The sequence below is a fragment of the Pseudomonas sp. GW821-FHT02A11 genome (genome assembly GCF_059421985.1).
In genome coordinates this window covers 141,769-160,040 of record NZ_JBWKWB010000012.1, presented here as the reverse complement: position 1 = coordinate 160,040, position 18,272 = coordinate 141,769, and the positions used below count along the sequence as shown (strand labels likewise).

The 18,272-nt window shown below is 58.6% G+C and carries 14 protein-coding genes and 2 pseudogenes; 5 read left to right on the top strand and 11 right to left on the bottom strand.

Going from position 1 to position 18,272, the window contains the following annotated elements; all coding sequences use genetic code 11:
- Window positions 1–3 precede the first annotated feature (3 nt).
- The 3 genes from AC07V9_RS18335 to gcvA form a co-directional block, all read right to left on the bottom strand.
- Window positions 4–1,512, bottom strand: a complete 1,509-nt coding sequence (locus AC07V9_RS18335) for a methionine--tRNA ligase (protein ID WP_495017070.1) — start codon at window positions 1,510–1,512, stop codon at window positions 4–6.
- The gene (locus AC07V9_RS18330; RefSeq protein WP_495017069.1) at window positions 1,512–1,955 is read right to left on the bottom strand and encodes a cupin domain-containing protein; all 444 of its coding nucleotides are present in this window, start codon (window positions 1,953–1,955) and stop codon (window positions 1,512–1,514) included. The genes AC07V9_RS18335 and AC07V9_RS18330 overlap by 1 nt, the downstream gene beginning before the upstream one ends.
- Window positions 1,956–2,412: 457 nt before the next feature.
- Window positions 2,413–3,321: a transcriptional regulator GcvA gene (gcvA, locus tag AC07V9_RS18325; RefSeq protein ID WP_495017068.1), complete on the bottom strand. Its 909-nt coding sequence runs from the start codon at window positions 3,319–3,321 to the stop codon at window positions 2,413–2,415.
- A 157-nt stretch (window positions 3,322–3,478) separates the two neighbouring features.
- On the opposite strand from gcvA, the gene AC07V9_RS18320 reads away from it, so the two are divergent.
- Both AC07V9_RS18320 and AC07V9_RS18315 read left to right on the top strand, forming a co-directional pair.
- Window positions 3,479–4,402 (top strand): DMT family transporter, encoded by a 924-nt coding sequence (locus AC07V9_RS18320; protein ID WP_495017067.1) that lies wholly within the window; start codon window positions 3,479–3,481, stop codon window positions 4,400–4,402.
- A gap of 213 nt (window positions 4,403–4,615) precedes the next feature.
- Window positions 4,616–5,548: a LysR substrate-binding domain-containing protein gene (locus AC07V9_RS18315; protein WP_495017066.1), complete on the top strand. Its 933-nt coding sequence runs from the start codon at window positions 4,616–4,618 to the stop codon at window positions 5,546–5,548.
- Between the two features lie 31 nt (window positions 5,549–5,579).
- Here AC07V9_RS18315 and AC07V9_RS18310 read toward each other — a convergent pair whose 3' ends face one another.
- Window positions 5,580–6,326 (bottom strand): substrate-binding periplasmic protein, encoded by a 747-nt coding sequence (locus tag AC07V9_RS18310; protein ID WP_495017065.1) that lies wholly within the window; start codon window positions 6,324–6,326, stop codon window positions 5,580–5,582.
- Between the two features lie 733 nt (window positions 6,327–7,059).
- Here AC07V9_RS18310 and AC07V9_RS18305 point away from each other — a divergent pair.
- Window positions 7,060–8,412, top strand: a complete 1,353-nt coding sequence (locus tag AC07V9_RS18305) for an MFS transporter (RefSeq protein ID WP_495017064.1) — start codon at window positions 7,060–7,062, stop codon at window positions 8,410–8,412.
- Window positions 8,390–9,148: an HpcH/HpaI aldolase family protein gene (locus tag AC07V9_RS18300; protein WP_495017063.1), complete on the top strand. Its 759-nt coding sequence runs from the start codon at window positions 8,390–8,392 to the stop codon at window positions 9,146–9,148. The genes AC07V9_RS18305 and AC07V9_RS18300 overlap by 23 nt, the downstream gene beginning before the upstream one ends.
- A gap of 199 nt (window positions 9,149–9,347) precedes the next feature.
- On the opposite strand, the pseudogene AC07V9_RS18295 reads toward AC07V9_RS18300, so the two are convergent.
- Window positions 9,348–9,880: pseudogene (locus AC07V9_RS18295) on the bottom strand (histidinol dehydrogenase); the annotation flags it as partial.
- Between the two features lie 76 nt (window positions 9,881–9,956).
- Here AC07V9_RS18295 and AC07V9_RS18290 point away from each other — a divergent pair.
- Window positions 9,957–11,021 (top strand): LacI family DNA-binding transcriptional regulator, encoded by a 1,065-nt coding sequence (locus AC07V9_RS18290; protein WP_495017062.1) that lies wholly within the window; start codon window positions 9,957–9,959, stop codon window positions 11,019–11,021.
- A gap of 59 nt (window positions 11,022–11,080) precedes the next feature.
- On the opposite strand, the gene AC07V9_RS18285 is transcribed toward AC07V9_RS18290, so the two are convergent.
- From AC07V9_RS18285 to AC07V9_RS18260, 6 genes and pseudogenes are all read right to left on the bottom strand, one after another.
- Window positions 11,081–11,863, bottom strand: coding sequence for an SDR family NAD(P)-dependent oxidoreductase (locus AC07V9_RS18285; RefSeq protein WP_495017061.1), 783 nt, complete (start codon window positions 11,861–11,863; stop codon window positions 11,081–11,083).
- Between the two features lie 511 nt (window positions 11,864–12,374).
- Window positions 12,375–12,682 (bottom strand): annotated as a pseudogene (locus AC07V9_RS18280) (pyrroline-5-carboxylate reductase family protein); the annotation flags it as partial.
- 23 nt (window positions 12,683–12,705) lie between these two features.
- Window positions 12,706–13,902, bottom strand: a complete 1,197-nt coding sequence (rocD, locus tag AC07V9_RS18275) for an ornithine--oxo-acid transaminase (protein ID WP_495017060.1) — start codon at window positions 13,900–13,902, stop codon at window positions 12,706–12,708.
- 39 nt (window positions 13,903–13,941) lie between these two features.
- Window positions 13,942–15,060 (bottom strand): succinylglutamate desuccinylase/aspartoacylase family protein, encoded by a 1,119-nt coding sequence (locus tag AC07V9_RS18270; RefSeq protein WP_495017059.1) that lies wholly within the window; start codon window positions 15,058–15,060, stop codon window positions 13,942–13,944.
- A 192-nt stretch (window positions 15,061–15,252) separates the two neighbouring features.
- Window positions 15,253–16,503 carry an OprD family porin gene (locus AC07V9_RS18265; protein WP_495017058.1) on the bottom strand — a complete coding sequence of 417 codons (1,251 nt, stop codon included), beginning with the start codon at window positions 16,501–16,503 and terminating at the stop codon, window positions 15,253–15,255.
- A 124-nt stretch (window positions 16,504–16,627) separates the two neighbouring features.
- Entirely contained in the window at window positions 16,628–18,271 is a 1,644-nt protein-coding gene (locus AC07V9_RS18260; RefSeq protein WP_495017057.1) for an ABC transporter ATP-binding protein, read from the bottom strand.
- Window position 18,272: the final 1 nt, after the last annotated feature.

The window sequence follows — 18,272 nt, the reverse complement described above, 5'->3', positions numbered from 1 at the left end:
TGATCAGATCTCGTACTCAACGGCGCTGACGTACACCAGTTGCTGAAACACCTCGTTCTCGGTGAGACGGCAATAGCGCAGGATCTGCCTGGCAAGGTCCGGGAACACCGGCGCGCCAATGGCACCGATCAGCGCCATGTACGGCAAGATGCGTTTGCCCAGCAATTGACGGTCACGGGCGGCGTTAATGATGTCGGAGAGCAGTACCGCGAGGCCCTTCATGGTGAAGTGATCCACCGAGGTCACTTCGAACCAGCGTGCGACAAGGATCTTGATCGCGGCCGCATCGGCTGAAGTGACTTTCAGGCTATCGCCGTCCACACGTTCGCGCTCGGCTTGCGCCGCGAGTTTGACCAGCACCTCCTTGAAGGTCTGCTCGCGCCAGGCAGTAAACTTATCCACATCAAAATCGTCGGTGTCCTGCTCGGGAGCGATCAGCGCCAGGTAGAACCGCGCGCTGTCGGTGCAGGCGTTGGCCACCAGATCCCGCGCCCAGATCGCGTAATTGCGGCTGGTGGACAGGTTCTTGCCGTTCAAGGTCAGGAACTGGTTGGTGTAGAAAGTCTGGCGCATACGGTAGCCGTGCAGGGTCTGCAGCAACGCCGGGTAGACCATCATGTGGCTGAAAGCGCAGTCGTAACCGAGGAAATGCACCAGTCGGCCCTTGCCCGAACGGCAGTACTCGTCGTATTCCCACGGCGCGTGTTTTTGCTCGTTTAGGTATTCGCGGAATGCACCCAGGTAGCCCGACAGGCCCATGAACCAGGTGTGGATTCGCCGACTGCCGTCGGGCTTAAGGTCCAGCCCGCCGTCGTGAGGACGCGAGATGGCCCAATCGATGGGGCCGATCTCGAATTCTTCATTGAGAAAACGACGAATGAAAGGCCGCAGCGGCGTGTGCTCGAAGCTGCTTTTCAGGTGATTGCGAAAGTTGGACAGCGCCAGAAATTCGCGCTCTACAGGCTTCCAGATCATCTGCCCGGAGCAGAGCTTGCAGCGAAAATCGCTCATCTTCGAGGCATTGGGCGTGTGTGCACATTCTTCGCACTGGCTGGCGTCGGAATCCGAACCGCAATGATCGCAATTGCCCCGGCCAAAGGCTTCGTAGCCCCATTTGTCGCAATGTTCGCAGTAGGGTTCCTGGCTGACTTTCTTGTAAATGGCTCCCGCCTTCACAGCGGCTTCGTAGGTTTCCTCGACGGCCTTCTTGAAGTAGCTGTTGCGGTAAGGGCGCATCCAGAAGTCGACTTCGATCCCCATCTTTTTCAGGGTGTCGTTGATCTTGTCGGTGTTCTCCAGCGCCAGCTCCTGCGGCGCGCGATCCAGCTCGATACCGCGACGCAGCATGTACGACTGGTAGTCGTCGGAGTACGAAACCAGTGTGCAGTCATGGCCGCGCTGGCGTTGCGCGCGGGTGAAGATGTCGGCGGCCAGAAACGGGCCTGCCATATGACCGATGTGCAGATCGCCATTTGGCGTAGGCGGGGTAATGGTGACCAGAAGCTTGCCCATTACGAAGCCCTCTGATCGGAGACATCGTGAATCGTCGCCTTTTGCAGCGCGAATTCGTTCAGTGCGACGGCTTGCTTTGCGTCTTCATCCAGGAAGCGATTGGCCGAGTCGCGATCCCACCACACCACGTAGAAGTGAAAGTCCTCATCGGTGTCGTTGAGCACGTAATGGTCGGTGTGCTTGGGAATGGCAGCGATATCGCCCATGGTGAACGGGTACGTCTGATCCCCAACGACCAGCTTGGCGGTGCCTTTGATGCCGATGAAGAACTCCTGATCGATCTGCGTGTGCGACAGCGATTTGGTCCCCGGCCGCACTACGCACCAGCCCCCGCCAATCGGGGTGGGATAGCCGTCCCACGGCAACAGTCGGGAACCGTCGAGATCGTATTCATGAACCAGTTTGTCCCACGCCATGGGCCGGAATATTTGAAAGTCTGTCATGAAGTTATCCTTCAGCGCGGAGCATCCCTGCTCGTTGTTTATCGGCGCCAGCCTGTGCGGAACGACGCCGTTGAGTTGAGGGATAAACTGAAGAAAATCACGGGAGGGATCAAACAAGAAATACGCAATCAGCGGTTAAGTTTGACTTAACTCAACTTCGCTTAATCATGAAAGTTATCAGTCGTTTAAGCGGGTTTTCGCGGTTGTGTGTTGTATGAATCAACACTGAAGCAGGACTTAATTGTCGCGATAAACTTCGATGAAACGTTGCAGACAGGCAATACCCTGTGGGAGCGAATTCATTCGCGAGACTTGGGTTCAGGCGACACATCGCTGTCGTCTGTACGGACGTCTCGCGAATGAATTCGCTCCCACAGAGTTGGCAGAGGCTCACAGCGGTATTGATCCAGAGGCCCCCACCGCCGGCAAGCCGGACTGCTACAGAAGGCTAAACGCTTCAACGCGTGGTAAATTCCCGCTGGCTGGCAATCGCTTGGGACACCAGCCAGTCACGAAATTGTCGGCTGGATTTGGGCAGGATAGCGGTCTCGTCATAGACCAGGTAATACGCGATCGGCGTATCAATGGTGGCGCGAAACGGCACGACCAGACGCCCCGAGGCCAGCTCTTCGCGGATCAGCGAGCGGCGCACCAAAGCGATGCCCATGCCCGCCAGAGCGGCTTCGATCACGCCGTTGGAATCCACGAACACAGAGCCCCGATGCACGGCGGCCTCGGCGTCTTCGATACCTACGGCCCTGAGCCACAACGCCCAGTCTTCACGGTGTTCGTCGTGCAAGAGGTTGTAATTTTTCAGGTCGATGGGCGATGACAGAAAGCGCGATTCGGGGAGCAAACTCGGCGCACAAACTGGCTGCAGGCGGTCGTTGATCAGCATTTCCACTTCCAGCCCCGGATAGCGCCCCAAGCCGTGGCGCACTGCAAAGTCGACACCGTCGCCCAGCAGATCCACCAGCCGGTTGGTGGTGCTGATCAGGACTTCGATGCCTGGGCACAGGGCTTGAAAATCAGGCAGGCGGGGCAACAGCCACTGCATGGCAAAACCGCTGGTGCAGCTGACAGTGATGGTGTTGGGGCCGTTGTCGCTCATCAGACGCTGGGTCGCGTCAGAGATCTGCCCCAGTGCAGGGCGAATGGCGCGCAGGTAAATCTTGCCCTCGGGCGTGAGTTCCAGACGCTTGGTGTTGCGTATGAACAGGGTGACGCCAACCGCTTTTTCCAGCTTGGCGATCTGCTGGCTGATCGCCGCTGGCGTGACGAAAAGCTCGCCCGCCGCACTCTTCATGCTGGCGTGACGCCCCGTCGCTTCAAAGCACAGCAAGGCGTACAGGGGCGGGAATTTCATGCCAATCCTTGAGTTAAGAAAATCTAATGTGCGTTAGAAAAGCTCGCTTGAGCCCGGTGACAGACACTGCTGAAATCATCACACCCCGGCTCGACAACCGTCAATCACCCTGTTTCGAGCCGTTTTTTGAACGCATTGAATTCAGGAAGGAAGTGTCATGCGGCCATCTGACTATGTTCGGTTACTGCTTCTCGCGGCAATCTGGGGAGCCAGTTTTCTGTTCATGCGCGTGGCTGCTCCGGTATTGGGCGCGTTACCCACAGCCTTCTTTCGCGTATTGCTCGGCGCGGTCGGCTTGTTGGTCATTCTGGCCATTCTCAAAACCCGACACGACTTCAGCGGCAAGTTCAAAGCCACGCTGGTCTTGGGCGTGATCAACTCCGGTATTCCCTTCTTGATGTACAGCATGGCGGCCTTGTTATTGCCCGCCGGTTATTCCGCGATACTCAACGCAACTACGCCACTCATGGGCGTGTTGATCGGCTCCATGTTTTTTAACGACACCCTGACGACGAAGAAAGCCGCGGGGGTCGTGGTCGGCCTCCTGGGAATCACTTTACTGACGACAACGGGACCTGTGACCTTCACCAGCACGGTCGTCATGGGGGCGTTGGCCTGTCTGGTTGCTACCAGTTGCTACGGGGCCGCCGGGTTCCTGACCCGCCAATGGATTGCTGATCAGGGCGGACTGGATGCCAAACTGGTCGCGTTCGGCAGCCAGATCGGCGCCACGCTGTTTCTTGCGCCGTTCTTCGGGATCTCGGCAGCGGTCAACCCGCCGGCCACCTGGGGCGACTCCACGGTCTGGCTGTCCCTTGCCGCCGTCGGTTTCGTGTGCACGGCCTGCGCCTACATCCTGTATTTCCGTCTGATCGCCGACATCGGCCCGGTCCGCTCGCTGACCGTGACATTCCTGATCCCGCCGTTCGGCGTGCTTTGGGGCGTGCTGTTTCTGGACGAGCACTTGTCGGCTGGCCACCTGTACGGCGGCGGGCTGATCTGCCTCGCAGTGTGGTTCGTGCTCAGCAAGAGCAAACCCAAGCCGGTGCCGCAAGCGCAGGACACCCCCGCCACCACCTGATTCACGCATCATTTAGAAGTTATCCACAGCATGACTGAGGGTCTGGCGCCTTCCCCAATGGCGCCAGACAGGGCCCGGCTGCGCCTGATGTTTGCTTGAAAGCATCACTGCGATGGGACATGAACAGGCTTTTGGAAGTATTGATATGGCAATGCGAACCGAACCATCGACCCGTCAGCCAATTGGCTGTTTCATTCAGGCGGAGTCCATACGATGAGCAGAGCGATCCCGTTGATTGCCCTGCGCACCTTCGTCGAGGTGTGCAAGGTCGGCAGTATGAAACGTGCCGCAGACCATCTGTGCGTGTCCCCGGCGGCGATCAGCCAGCAGATCAAAGGCCTGGAAGACCAGATCGGTAAGCGCCTGTTCGAGCGCGACGCCAAAGGCATTCAGCTCACCGCCAGCGGCCGCAGCCTGTTCGACGAACTCTCCAACACCTTCGATGTGATCGAAAAAGCCTGGACAGGCGCTGCACTCAAGCAACCCCGGCAGACGCGCCTGGTCATCAGCACCACTTCCACCATCGCAAGCTCCTGGCTTATTCCTGCACTCGGCGACTTCAAGGAACGCTGCCCCACGATCGAGATTTCGATCCAGATCTGCAACGGGCTCTCTGACCTGAAACATGGCCATGTGGATATCTCTATCCAGCGGGAAATGGCCACCAGCCCGGACAACCACGCCACGCGCTTGTGGTCGTCTTACTTGATCCCGGTCTGCAGTCCGAACCTGCTCAACAAACAGCGCCGCATCGAAAGTCCACAGGACTGCCTGACTTATCCACTGCTGCAGGACACCGAACGCAATTACTGGAAGGTGTGGATGAACGCTTTTGGCATGGGCAATCGCAAAATGATTCAAGGCTCCAGTTATGGCGACGAGTCCCTGTTGATAAGTGCAGCGTGCGCAGGCCAGGGCATCGCGCTGGTCAACAGCGTCTTCGCCTGCGAAGCCCTGCGCTCCAAGCGTCTGGTGCAGGTGACCAACGCCACCGCCGAGCTGAAATTCGATTACTTCGTTTATTGCGCCAAGGAGCGGCGCGAGGAATGGGCGGTTGTCGAGTTCATGAAGTGGGCGGTGCAGCAGGCCGGTAAAACCGCAAAGGGCCACATGCGGGAAATCGACGGTGCCAGCAAGGTCGCGTGAGCGTCGCGAGAACGCCTTTCAGACGCTGAATTCACTGTTCGACGAGATGATCGTAGCGATGCTGAATGCGTTCCAGCTCGCCCGAACTGCGCAGTTTTTCCAACGCATCCGCCCAAGCCGCCACCACCTTGTCCTCGGAATCAGGGCTGAAGGCAATGTACAGCGACGCGCGATACAGCTCGACGGGAATCCTGCGCAATGTGCCGGGCGGAATATTCAATTGACGGCTGTAATACGCGACCCCTGCGGGTGTATCCCCGACGATGATGTCCGTGCGCCCCGCCAACAGCATGCGGTAGAGCTGTTCGCTCCCCGTCGCACTCTTGTCCAAATTGGTGAAGCCTTGCGCCTGCAACGTATCGGGAATGAGCCCGGCGATTCGCGTGGTGATCTGCGGCGCGCCCATCAACTGCGCCCTTGAGTTCACCGGTTCCTCACTGGACAGCTGATACGGGTAAATCGTCTCCTCCGCGATCGGCCCGACCCACTTGTACAACGACTCGCGATCCGGCGTGCGGAACATCGAAAACAGAATGGTTTTGGGCCGACTCTTCAGCACCTTGGAACTGCGCATGCTGGGCAGAACCACGAACTCGAAGTGATCTCCCGTCAACGCCATGATCGCGCGCACAACCTCGGTGGTCATGCCGGTAAGCTGATTGTTTTCGGTGTAGTTATAGGGCGCCCATTGCTCCGTGACGATCTGATAAGGCTCAGCAGAAGCGGGAGGGCCAAGCAGAAAACAGAGCAATGCCAAGGTAAATGCCGAACGTCTCAAATGTTCTGCCTTCTGAGCTTGCCGGGGAGTGACCAATGAATGATTTGCGAATCATCCGCTCCCTTCACCATAGCTGAGATGAGGGGATTTGGAGAGGAGTTGGCGCTTGGAATCGACGGTCCGGGCGGACCGTCGATTGGGGAGGAGAAGGGTGCTGAATTTTGAGAATTAAAACTGTCGCAGAAGGCCCTCGTTTTTCGGGGCGTCCAGCTCGATCGCGAAATATCGCAAAATTGGCGCAACCTCCCAATCGGCACTGAATTCTTGTTTCGGCTCTGCCCAGCACTGTGACTGCAACCGGACTGCTTAGCCAAATCCATAGGCATAAACCTACACAGAGCCATTATCCAAATTGCGCCCAGGACCACGCTTGCCGGGTGCAGTGATCAACATCAGGAGTTGCCGCTGGCCTGTACATTCCCTTCCGGACCCTTCCCGATGAAGGATCGGCAGGCGAGCGCTCAACTGCCAGCGCTTGCTTTAGCTAATTCTATTGTCCACTCAGATCGCTTCCCTCTTCCCTCTTCCCTCTTCCCTCTTCCCTCTTCGAGAGGCGGAGGCGCAAGCGGCTCCCCACTCCGGATTGGGTCTTTGATGCTTGACAGATCCTGGCAGTCCGCCTAGTTTTGGCGCACTTGCATACGTATGCGGAACGTATCATTCTGATCACGGGCGGCCCGCCCCGCACTGCGGTTACACGCTAATCCAATAACTATAAAAGCTAGGAGAACCTATGCAATCCCCATCACTCACAGCGGATCCAGCAGTGCCGGTTGCCGAGGAAGAACGGCGGTTGCTACGCAAGGTTGCGTGGCGCCTTGTGCCGCTGATCATGATCTGCTTCGTCGTCGCCTACTTCGATCGTGTGAACATCAGTTTCGCCAAGCTGCAGATGCAGTCCGAACTGGGGTTCAGTGACGCCGCGTATGGTCTGGGCGCCAGCATGTTCTTTGTCGGCTACCTGCTGTTCGAGATCCCGAGCAACCTGATTCTGGTGCGTGTCGGCGCACGTCGATGGATAGCGCGGATCATGATCACCTGGGGCATGGCGTCGTCTGCGATGATGCTCGTGCACACCGAAACCATGTTCTACGTGCTCCGGTTTTCACTGGGTGTGCTGGAAGCGGGCTTCGTGCCGGGGGTCATCTACTTCTTCATGCAGTGGTTCCCCGCCAGGCAACGCGGCCGAATCAACTCGTTCTTCTTCGGCGCAAGCGCGTTGTCAGGGATTCTCGGTGGCCCGCTTGCCGGTGGCATCATGAAGTACCTGGCCGGGGTGCATGGGCTGTCCGGCTGGCAGTGGCTGTTTTTGCTTGAGGGCCTGCCATCGATCATTCTCGGATTTGTCGTTCTGTTCGTGCTCAACGACCGGATTGAAGACGCCAAATGGCTCAGCGCACCCGAAAAAACCATGCTCTCCAACGCGCTGAATCGTGAACACAAGGTACATACCTCGCACTCCTTCGGCGCGGCCTTGCGCCAACCCGTCACCTACATGCTGTCGTTGATCTACCTGGGGCTGTGCGCGGGCATCTACGGGATCTTTTTCTGGATGCCGCAACTGGTCAGGACCGCCGGGAGTGCAGATCCATTCGAGATCGGCCTGATCACCATGCTGCCCTACTGCGCTGCCATCATCGGCATCGTCCTGATCGGTAGAAGTTCGGACCGCACAGGTGAGCGACGCTGGCATCTGGTGGGTTGCGTGCTCGCAGGTCTGGTGGGTTATGTGTTGTGCGCGACCTTCGGCGACAGCACGATTCTGTTGCTGATCGGCCTGAGCATCGCGACCACCGGTCTCATCTCGTCATTCGCCCTTTTCTGGGTTTACCCACCGCGCGTACTGACGGGTGTCGCCGCAGCCGGTGGCATCGCGCTCATCAATTCCATCGGGCAGTTTGGCGGTGTATTTGCGCCCTATATGGTTGGCCGGGTCAAAGACCTGACCGGCAGCGCGTCGATGGGCCTGTATGCAATCGCAGCGGTGTGCGGCGTGGCTGCCTTGCTCATTGCATGGGGCTTGCCACGCGCCATTCACTTCATTGAATCCAAGGAGATCACAGATGCGTCCCAACAACGTACTTGAATGCTGGGCACGCGGTCGAGCCGCAGTATCGGGCTGGCTGGCGATCGGCAACACCTACAGCGCGGAAATCGTGGGATGGAGCGGCGTGGATTGCGTGACGGTCGACCTGCAACATGGCATGACCGACATTCAACAGATGATTGGCATGCTGCAGGCCATCTCCGCCACCCCGGCCACGCCCTTCGTCAGGGTGCCGTCGTGCGATCCGGCAATCATGATGAAGGCACTCGACGCGGGTGCCTATGGACTGATTTGCCCGATGGTCGACAATGCCCGGCAGGCGCAGGAATTCGTTGACGCGACGCACTACCCGCCCACGGGTTCTCGAAGCTTTGGCCCGACCCGCGGCTTGCTCTACGGCGGTGCGGATTATTTCAAGCACGCCGATCAGACGATCGTGCGCCTGGCCATGATCGAAACGCTGCCCGGGCTGGAGGCGGTGGAGGAAATTCTCGCCGTCGAGGGCATTCAGGGCATTTTCATTGGTCCTGCGGACCTTGGGCTGGCGCTGGGCAAGGGACCGGTTGGCGACCCCATGGACCCTGATGTACTGGCAGCAATCGAGCGATGCCGGCAGGTTGCAGCCAAGGCTGGAAAGCACATCGGGATCTTCTGCACATCAGGTGCGGTCGCTGCGCGTTACGCGGCTCAGGGTTTCGACTTTGTCGTACCGAATCACGACGCCAACCTGCTCAAGGCAGTACTGGCATCAGAGGTGCAGGCAGCCCGAGGCTGATCCTGGAAAGCAGCAGTTCGAAGCTGGCCCGTCGTCCCCGGCACTGGTGGTAGTGCCGGGGACAACGGGCCGTAATCGCAATACCCAACGCTCGCGGGTCTGCTTGTCTTCCAGAGGAGGATTTTAGCGCGGGGGCTGGTCATTCCTTTGACCAGACACCTTGTGAGGCAGCAGATATTCGATGATCAGATACGATCACTCATTCCACGATGCCGGCGTACGGCATTTCTTTATGGCCATAGCGGCGCACTCGAATATCGGCCTGCTCTCCATGTCCGGAAAAACCTTCCAGTGCGCACAGACGAGAGCAGTACGAGCCCACCAGCGCTGAAGCCTCATCCGTTGTCACCTTCTGGTAGGTGCACGCCTTCAAGAACTTGCCGACCCACAACCCACCGGTGTAACGCGAAGCCTTTTTGGTAGGCAAGGTATGGTTGGTGCCAATCACCTTGTCTCCGAAGGAGACGTTGGTGCGCGGACCGAGGAATAACGCGCCGTAGTTGCGCATGTTCGCCAGGAACCAGTCAGGATTACGGGTCATCACTTGCACATGCTCAAAGGCCAGGGAGTTGGCAATCTCGAGCATCTCTTGATCGCTGTCCGCAACGATGACCTCACCAAACTTTCCCAGGCTTTACGTGCAACAGGCGCGGTCGGCAGGATCGTCAGCAGGCGCTCGATCTGCGCCATCGTGTCCAGGGCCAGCGCCTCGGAGGTGGTCAGCAGAATCGCGAAAGACTTCCGGCTAGTCTGGATAGGGGTATGTGGGTACGATAATGCGATTCTTTCCAGGCAGGATCCGACATTCATGGCTGAATCAATTCGCCGCCCCGTCACAGCTCACGATGTCGCAAAGCTGGCTGGCGTGTCTCAGTCAGCGGTATCGCGCACCTACACCAAGGGCGCGAGCGTGGGCCAGAAGACCCGAGAAAAGGTCGAAGCGGCATCAGCCGCGCTCGGATACCGACCGAACCTGGTCGCACGCTCGCTCATCACCCGCCGCTCGAATCTCATCGGTGTCGTCGTTCCCAGTCTGGAGAATCCGTTCTACTCCGAAGTACTCGAGGCCCTGTCCAAGGCGTTCGACGGATCGGGTTACCGGGTGCTGTTGTTCTCCACCGCTGCCAGCGCAGACTCCGATCCCATACTCGAAGAAGTTCTGCGCCACCGGGTGGACGCACTCATTCTGGTGTCGTCGAGTCTTTCTTCGCGCTTCGCCGAAGAATGCGTACAAATCGGGCTGCCGGTGGTTCTGCTCAATCGCAAGAATGACAGTCAGGCGGTTTCAAGTGTGACCAGTGACAACGCCGAAGGCGGCGCGGTCATTGCCGACTTCCTCGTTGCTTCGGGTCACCAGACGCTGGCATTCATCGCAGGCACCCCCTGCTCGTCAACGAGCAGAGACCGCGAACTGAGTTTCACTAGCCGACTTGAAGAGCACGGCCATGGGACGTTTCTGCGTGAGGTGGGTGGCTACACGTTTGAGGGAGCAATGGCGGCAACCCGGCGACTCATGGCGCGCGCAGAGCGCCCAGACGGCATCTTCTGCGCCAATGACCTGATGGCCATTGCGGCCATGAACGTGATCACCCATGAGTGCCAGTTGACCCTGGGCCACGATGTATCTGTGATTGGCTTCGACAACATCGCGATGGCAGCCTGGCCTTCAGTGTCGTTGACCACTTATCGTCAGCCCATTGACCGCTTCGTACAGGACGCGGTGGACATCATCGAGGCACAGTTGAACAACCACGACACCCCTGCCATTCAAAAAGTGATCGCCGGAAACCTGATCGTTCGCCAGAGCGCCAGATTGCCGAAGGCCGGTTTTGCTGAGGCGAATGGCGAACGAATCTGGCGCGCTGGCAGCTGAACCCGTGCAAGATCGGGCTCGCGGTCTGCCGCGAACCGGATCGTTATCACTCTCCCCTACTACTGAGCCGTCCAGCCGCCATCGATCTTCAGTGACGTCCCGGTAACCATCCGCGCAGCAGGCCCTGCCAGGTAAAGGGCCGCGCCGACGATGTCCTCCATCCGCGCCATGCGCCCCATCGGAATCTTCTCGACCAGGCTTTCGATCTGCCCCGGCGCACTGGCGATCTTGCGGATCAGCGGCGTATCCACGAAGGTCGGGCAGATCGTGTTCACCCTGATGTTGCGGTCGGCAAACTCAACCGCCATCGCTTTCGTCAGCCCCTCGATGGCGTGCTTGGTCATGCAATAGGCCGTGCGGTTGGGCGCACCGACATGGCCCATCTGCGAAGACACATTGATGATCGAGCCACCTTCTTCACCGTTGTGCTTGAGCATTTTCCTCACTGCAGCCTGGGCGACGACGTAGCACGCCCGGACGTTCAGATCGAGCATCTCGTCAAGATGCTCATCGCGCATCTCCAACATCGGCTGCGGGTAATTCGTGCCGGCGTTGTTGACTAGGATATCCAGCTTGGGCAGTTCGTCGATGAGCGCCCTTACATAGGCGCCATCGGTGACGTCGCAGACCAGGATTCTGGCCACTCCCCCACTCGCCTGAATCGTGCGGGCAACTTCTGTCAGCCTGGACTCTGTCCTGCCAAGCAGGAGAACCTCAGCTCCGGCGGCCGCCAATGTCAGCGCGATGCCTGCCCCAATTCCGCCTCCCGCTCCAGTAATCAGAGCCGTTTTTCCTTCCAGACGAAAGGATGGCACTACAAAGGACCTGCTCGACTCGACCATGGCAACCTCAATTTTGCATTCGTATGCACAAAAGCATATCGCTATTGGTGCCTAGTTGAAAGATCATGATAAGAATTGACGACGCCCATGTCGTATTCATAGAAATTGACACGGGTGGGATTAATTTTTGGCGAGTAACAACTTAGGGGGTGAATTCAACCGATCGACGCATCTAGTGTATTGATTGCCTCGCCCCAACTCGCACCACGCGGCAAACTCGATTGGCACCAGAGCCTTGGGAATCAAGGCACCCTTATGTTGAATAACGACCTAAGCCAACTCATGCCCAACGATGCGGCTGTCGACGGGGGCTCGCCATGCAGACGATCGGCCAAGTACCCGGCGCTGAAAGCGTCCCCGCAACTGTAGTATCCAACACGGCCGGCAACTGCTGTGCAGGCACTTCGAAGTGTCCCGATGAACTCGCGATCAGACAGGCTTGAGCGCCGCGCTTGATCACCACCTCACCCACGCCGAAATGCGCGTAGACGCCAAACAATGCTTCAGGCGTTGCATCAGCGAACAGCCCGCTGACGCCCTAGCGTTCAATGCCGGAGTGTTCGGCATGCAGCGCACGACAGGCCGGGCGCCCAGCCATCCGGCCAGGCTGGCGCAGTTGATGCCGGCCGCAGTCGACACCACCAATTGCTGAGGCAGAAGGTGTGGTCGCAGGGCTTCGCAGACCAACCTGATCACTTGGGGCTTGACCGTCAGTACCACCACGTCGGCACCTTCGATAGCGTCGGCGTTGTCGGCAAAGGTGTAGATGCCGTAATCGGCACGGATCTGCGCGCGTTTTTCCGACCTGGGGCAACTGGCGCTATTGCTCATGGGGGTTCTCGTCAACGCAACTGATTGAACACGCGCTCGATGCGGATCAGGCCCCACTCAAGTTCGTCGAGGGTGATGCAAAGCGGTGGCGCCACGCGCAAGACGTTCTCGTGCGTCTCACGGGTCAGTACGCCTTCGCGCAGCAGTGCCTCGCAATAAGGTTTCGCCAGCCGATTCAACTCGATTCCGACCCACAAACCGCAACCACGCACCTCTTGAATCGCCGGATCGTTAAAACCTTGCAGACGTTTTTTCAAGTGTTCACCCAGGCGCGCACTGTTTTCAATCAGGCACTCTTCGTCCAACACCTTCAAGGCCTCAAGCCCAATGGCCGCCGCCAGCGGATTGCCGCCGAACGTCGAGCCATGACTGCCGGGTTCAAATTGATCGAGAATCTCCCGACCGGCGACAAACGCCGACACCGGCATAATTCCGCCACCCAAGGCCTTGCCGAGAATCAACGCATCGGGACGGATCTCTTCGTGTTCGAAGGCGAACCATTTACCAGTGCGCCCGAGGCCGGACTGAATTTCGTCGAGGATCAGCAGCGTATTGGTTTCATCACACAGCTTGCGCAAATCGCGCAAGAAACCCGTCGGCGGCACACGAATGCCTGCCTCACCCTGAATAGGTTCGATCAGCACGGCACAGGTCCGTTCGGTGATTGCATCGCGAAAACTGGCGATGTCGCCAAAGCGCGCTTGTTTAAAGCCGTCACAAAACGGACCGAAGTCGGCTTTGTACGAAGGCTCGGACGAGAAGCCGACGATGGTCGATGTACGGCCATGGAAGTTGTTGTCCGCGACCACGATTTCCGCACGATTAGCCTCGATACCTTTGACCCGGTAACCCCAGCGGCGCGCTGCCTTAATCGCGGTTTCGACGGCCTCGGCGCCGCTGTTCATTGGCAATGCGCCACTGAATCCGGTGACCCGCGACAGCTCTTCTAGAAAGGCGCCCAGTGGCTGGCTGTAGAAGGCCCGAGACACCACGCCGATCTTGTCGATCTGAGCCACCGCCGCCTGACGGATACGCGGATGCACGTGACCGTGACTGACCGCCGAATACGCCGACATCATGTCCAAGTAGCGCAGGTCATTTTCGTCGGTTGCCCAAACACCTTCACCTTGAACCAGCACCACCGGCAGCGGTGAATAGTTGTGAGCGCAGAAGCGGTTTTCCAGCTCGATCGTATCTACAGAGTTCATCGTTGACTTCCTGAAACATTGAATGCGTGTGCGGTGCCTTTAGGCACCCAAAAGCATGCCGGTGCGAATCGGCACCGGACCGGAAACCCGCCCCAGCGGATCACCCGGCTTCACATAGCGAATCTCGCGGCGCATGTAGAGCACGCCGGTGTTGTGGCTGCTGAGGGTGGTCGTTTCGCCGCTCGAAGGGTCGACGATGTCGAACAGCGCCTGGCCGGCCTGAACCTGGCTGCCGACCGGAACTCGATGCACGAGAATGCCAGCCGTGCGGGCGTAGAATTGTTCGCTGCCGGACAACGGCGTGGCTGGATTGAGCAACGGCGGCAGGGGCGACGGCGTACCTTCGATGGCGCCGCGATGGATCAGGTACTCAATGATCGCGGCAGCGTCCCGCTCGGCCAGTTCATAGGAGACGTCACGCTGCCCACGGTGTTCCACCGTCACGGCGATCGTGCCATTGGGAACGGGGAATGCTTTACCGAAGCGCGCTTGCAGGCTCGTCCAAAGCAGGCACAGCGCTTCATCGAAGGAGTAACCCTGTGAGTCATTGGCCAACAGCGAAACCTGCGCGCCCAGGTAACGCGACAACGGCTCCACTTCGTTCCAGATCTCTTCGCCGGTGTACAGGTGCACGGCCGCTTCACGGGAGCAATGCAAATCAAGCACCACATCGGCGTCGTGGGCCAGCAACATCAATGTGCGTTGCAACGATGTGTATTCATCGACAGGGGCCCAGGCGGTCAGACACTCGCGCCAAGCTGCGCGAATCACTTCGAGGTTGCGGTTGGAGTCCTGCCCCAAGAGGCCTTCGACTTTCTGCGCGATCTCTTGATGATGAACCGGGAAATGGCGGTTGTAGTTTCGCCCACTGCTTAACTCGAAACGTCCGCTCAGCGCGCCCATGACGTACTGGCTCAGCCCAGGCGGATTGGCCACGGCTACCAGAACGATTTCATCCTTCAGCCGGTTGGCTTTTTCCAGCGCAACTAGGCAGCGGCGCAGTACCGTCGCCACCAACATAGCGGGTATTTCATCAGCGTGCAGCGCGGCTTGGATGTAAATCTTGCGGCCCTGTCCGGTCGGTCCGTAATGCTCGCTGTCGATATGCCTGCTGCTGCCGTGTGTCGCCTTAAGCAGGGGATGTTCGCGATGTTCCATAAGGTAAAACTCTCGAGTTCAAAAGTAGGACGGCCACTGGGTCAATCATAAATAGAGGCTCTAAATCGCCGTAAGGGCGGTCTCGGCTATCCCGATCGGTCAAATCGATCAGGCGGAAAAAGGTTCATCACCACTGGCGACACTGCTGTCAGCCAGCGGCAAAAACACTGATAAAGGCGGCATCGGCTGCGGCTACCAAAGAGCCAAGGTGTAGCCGAGAATGAGGCGGTTTTCGTTGGTGTCGTTGTAGTAATTCCCGTTGTTCTGCGCGTTGCGCCAGCGCACCGACACACCTTTCAGCGGCCCGCTCTGCACGGCGTAGGAGATGTCAAGATTGCGTTCCCACTCACGTCCCTCGCTAGCGAAGCCGATGATTTCGGCCTGGTCGCCTTTGGCGTAGCGCGTAGAGAACAGCAGACCAGGCACACCGAGTGCGGCGAAGTCGTAGTCATAGCGCGCATGCCAGGCACGCTCATTGGTTTGCGAGAAGTTGCCCAGCTGGTACTCAGTGAAGAGATACGTGACCGCGCCGTCGACATAGGTAAATGGCGTGCTGCCCATCTGTTTCTGGTAACCGCCTCCGATGCTGTGCCCGTTCCAGTTCCATGTCAGGCGGGTGCTCAGGGCACGGTTGTCGACCTTGCCGGCCAGACCGGAGCCATCCTTGTCGGCATCGAAGTAACGTATGTCTGTTTTCACCGTCCCGGCACCGAAAGCGAAGCTGTTTTTCAGGCCGACATACTTTTGCTCATAAAGGTTTTCGAGTTGAGCATAGTGGTAGCTCACGACGGTGTTCGGGGTGAGCTTGTAGTCACCGCCTGCGTAGCGAAACTGGTCGCTGGTGGCGTTTTTGTATGCCTTGTTCTGCGCCGTCAGTCGCATGTCTTCGTAGTCGGTCGAGTCCCGCTCCTTGAACTGATCGAGCTGGCCGAGGCTCACTGTCAGGTCCTTGATGTCGCTGGAAATGAGTTGAGCGCCGTTGAACGACTGCGGGAACAGGCGACTGGTGTTGGGTTGCAGTGTCGGGAGGTTGGGCACCAGATAACCCACGCGCAATTCACTCTTAGCCAGACGCGCCTTGCCGGTTACGCCGAGCTTGGAATAGTCATCGTAGGCACGTTTGTCGCTGCCGCGATTTAGCAAACCTGTACCAGAACGATCAGGACTTGAGTCGAGTTTGATCCCCAGCATGCCGATAGTGTCCACACCAAAACCCACGACGCCCTCGGTAAGCCCGGACTTCACATCGAGGGTAAAACCTTGCGCCCACTCTTCACGCTTGGACTGGGTCGACTCTTCGCGATAGTCACGATTGAAGTAGTAGTTCTTCATGTCCAGCGTGGCACTGCTGTCCTTGAAGAAATCGGCTTGGGCCATGCCCGGGATGCAGCCGGTACCTACGACGCTCAGGCCGGTCATTAATTGAGTCAGGGGTTTTTTCATGTTGTTAGCTCCTGGCAGATCAATTGTTGAGGGAGTGTTTTTCTTGTTTTTCAGGCATGGCTTCGCCGTTCGCGCAAATCATTGATTTGCGCGCCGGTGTCGCGTTGCCTGCTTAGATCACGACTTAAAGCACTGCGGGGACTGGGCTGGGTCGTATGCGATAACCGCCGCCTTCAAGTTTTTCCAGAGGGCTGGCCGCCGCCAGTAGTTTTTGCGTGTAAGGGTGTTGCGGGCGATCAAAGATCTCATCGCGTGCGCCCATCTCGACCACCTTCCCCTGACTCATCACCGCGACCCGATGGGCAATGCGCTCGACCGCCGCCAGGTCGTGGGAGATGAACAGGCAGGCAAAGCCATACTGAGCCTGCAACCGCTCAAACAGCTCGAGAATCTGTTTCTGGATGGTCATGTCCAGAGCCGAAATCGGTTCATCAGCGATCACAAGTCGAGGGTGCCGTACCAACGCGCGGCCGATCGCAACGCGCTGTCGCTGACCGCCCGAAAGTTGATGCGGGAAGCGGTCGACGAAATGATCGGCCAGACCGACATCGATTAAGGTTTGGCGTACGCGTTCGAGCCGTTGCTCCGCATCGAGGCTGTGCTCGTGACGTAAAGGCTCGGCGAGTATTTCGCCAATTTTCATCCGTGGATCGAGAGAGGAAAACGGGTCCTGGAAAATCATCTGGCATTGCAGTCGATGTTCGCGGTTGCCCTTCTTGAGTATGTCGACCCCTTCGAAACGAATAGCGCCTTGACACGGATTGACCAACCCGACCACCGCACGACCTAGGGTGGTCTTGCCCGAACCGCTGCCACCCACCAGCGCCAAGGTTTCACCCGGTGCGATGGTTAGGCTGGCCGAATGCACGACTCGCTTGTATTGGCCCCGCCCCCAAAAACTGCGCGGTCCGGGATGCTCGATGCATAGACCCTCCACTTCCAGCAACGGCCGCTCGCTTGGTGGCAGCGGCAGCAGGTCGCCGCGCCGGGGCAAGGCCTCCAGCAACTGGCGGGTGTACTCGGCTTGCGGAGCCAACAGGATGCGTTCGATGCTGCCCTGCTCCACGGCTCGACCGTCGCGCATGACTACTACTTTGTGGGCGTAGCGCGCCACCAGCGACAGGTCGTGACTGATGAACAGGATCGCGGTGTTTTCCTCGCGAGTGAGCTCGAGCATCAGCTTGAGCACGTCCAGTTGCGCCAAACAGTCGAGTGCAGTGGTCGGTTCGTCGGCGATCAACAGCGCCGGCCGCAGCAACATCACCGAAGCCAGCATGATGCGTTGGCGCATCCCGCCGGAGAACTCGTGGGGATAAGCCGCGAGACAACGCTCGGCATCGGCGATGCCGATGTGGCCAAGCATCCTCAGGCTGCGCTCACGGATTTCCTCTTCGCTCAGATCAGTGTGCAGGCGCAAACCTTCAGCCATTTGCTGGCCGATGGTCAGCGACGGGTTCAGCGAAACCATCGGCTCCTGAAACACCATGCCGATTTTCGCCCCGCGGATCTGGCGCAGTGCCTCTGGCGTTAAGGCATTGAGGTCTTGCCCCTGAAAACATACCGCGCCACCACACTGCTCCAGCGGTGGCGGCAGCAGGCCGATCGCCGCGCGCGCCGCCATGGTCTTGCCGCTGCCGGACTCACCCACCAGCGCAACGATTTCACCGGGAGCGATCGTGAAGCTCAGATCGTCCACGGCCAACGAGCCTTCCGGGCCGACCCGAATCTTCAGGTTTTCCACAGCCAACAAAATATCGGGTGCCGCCATG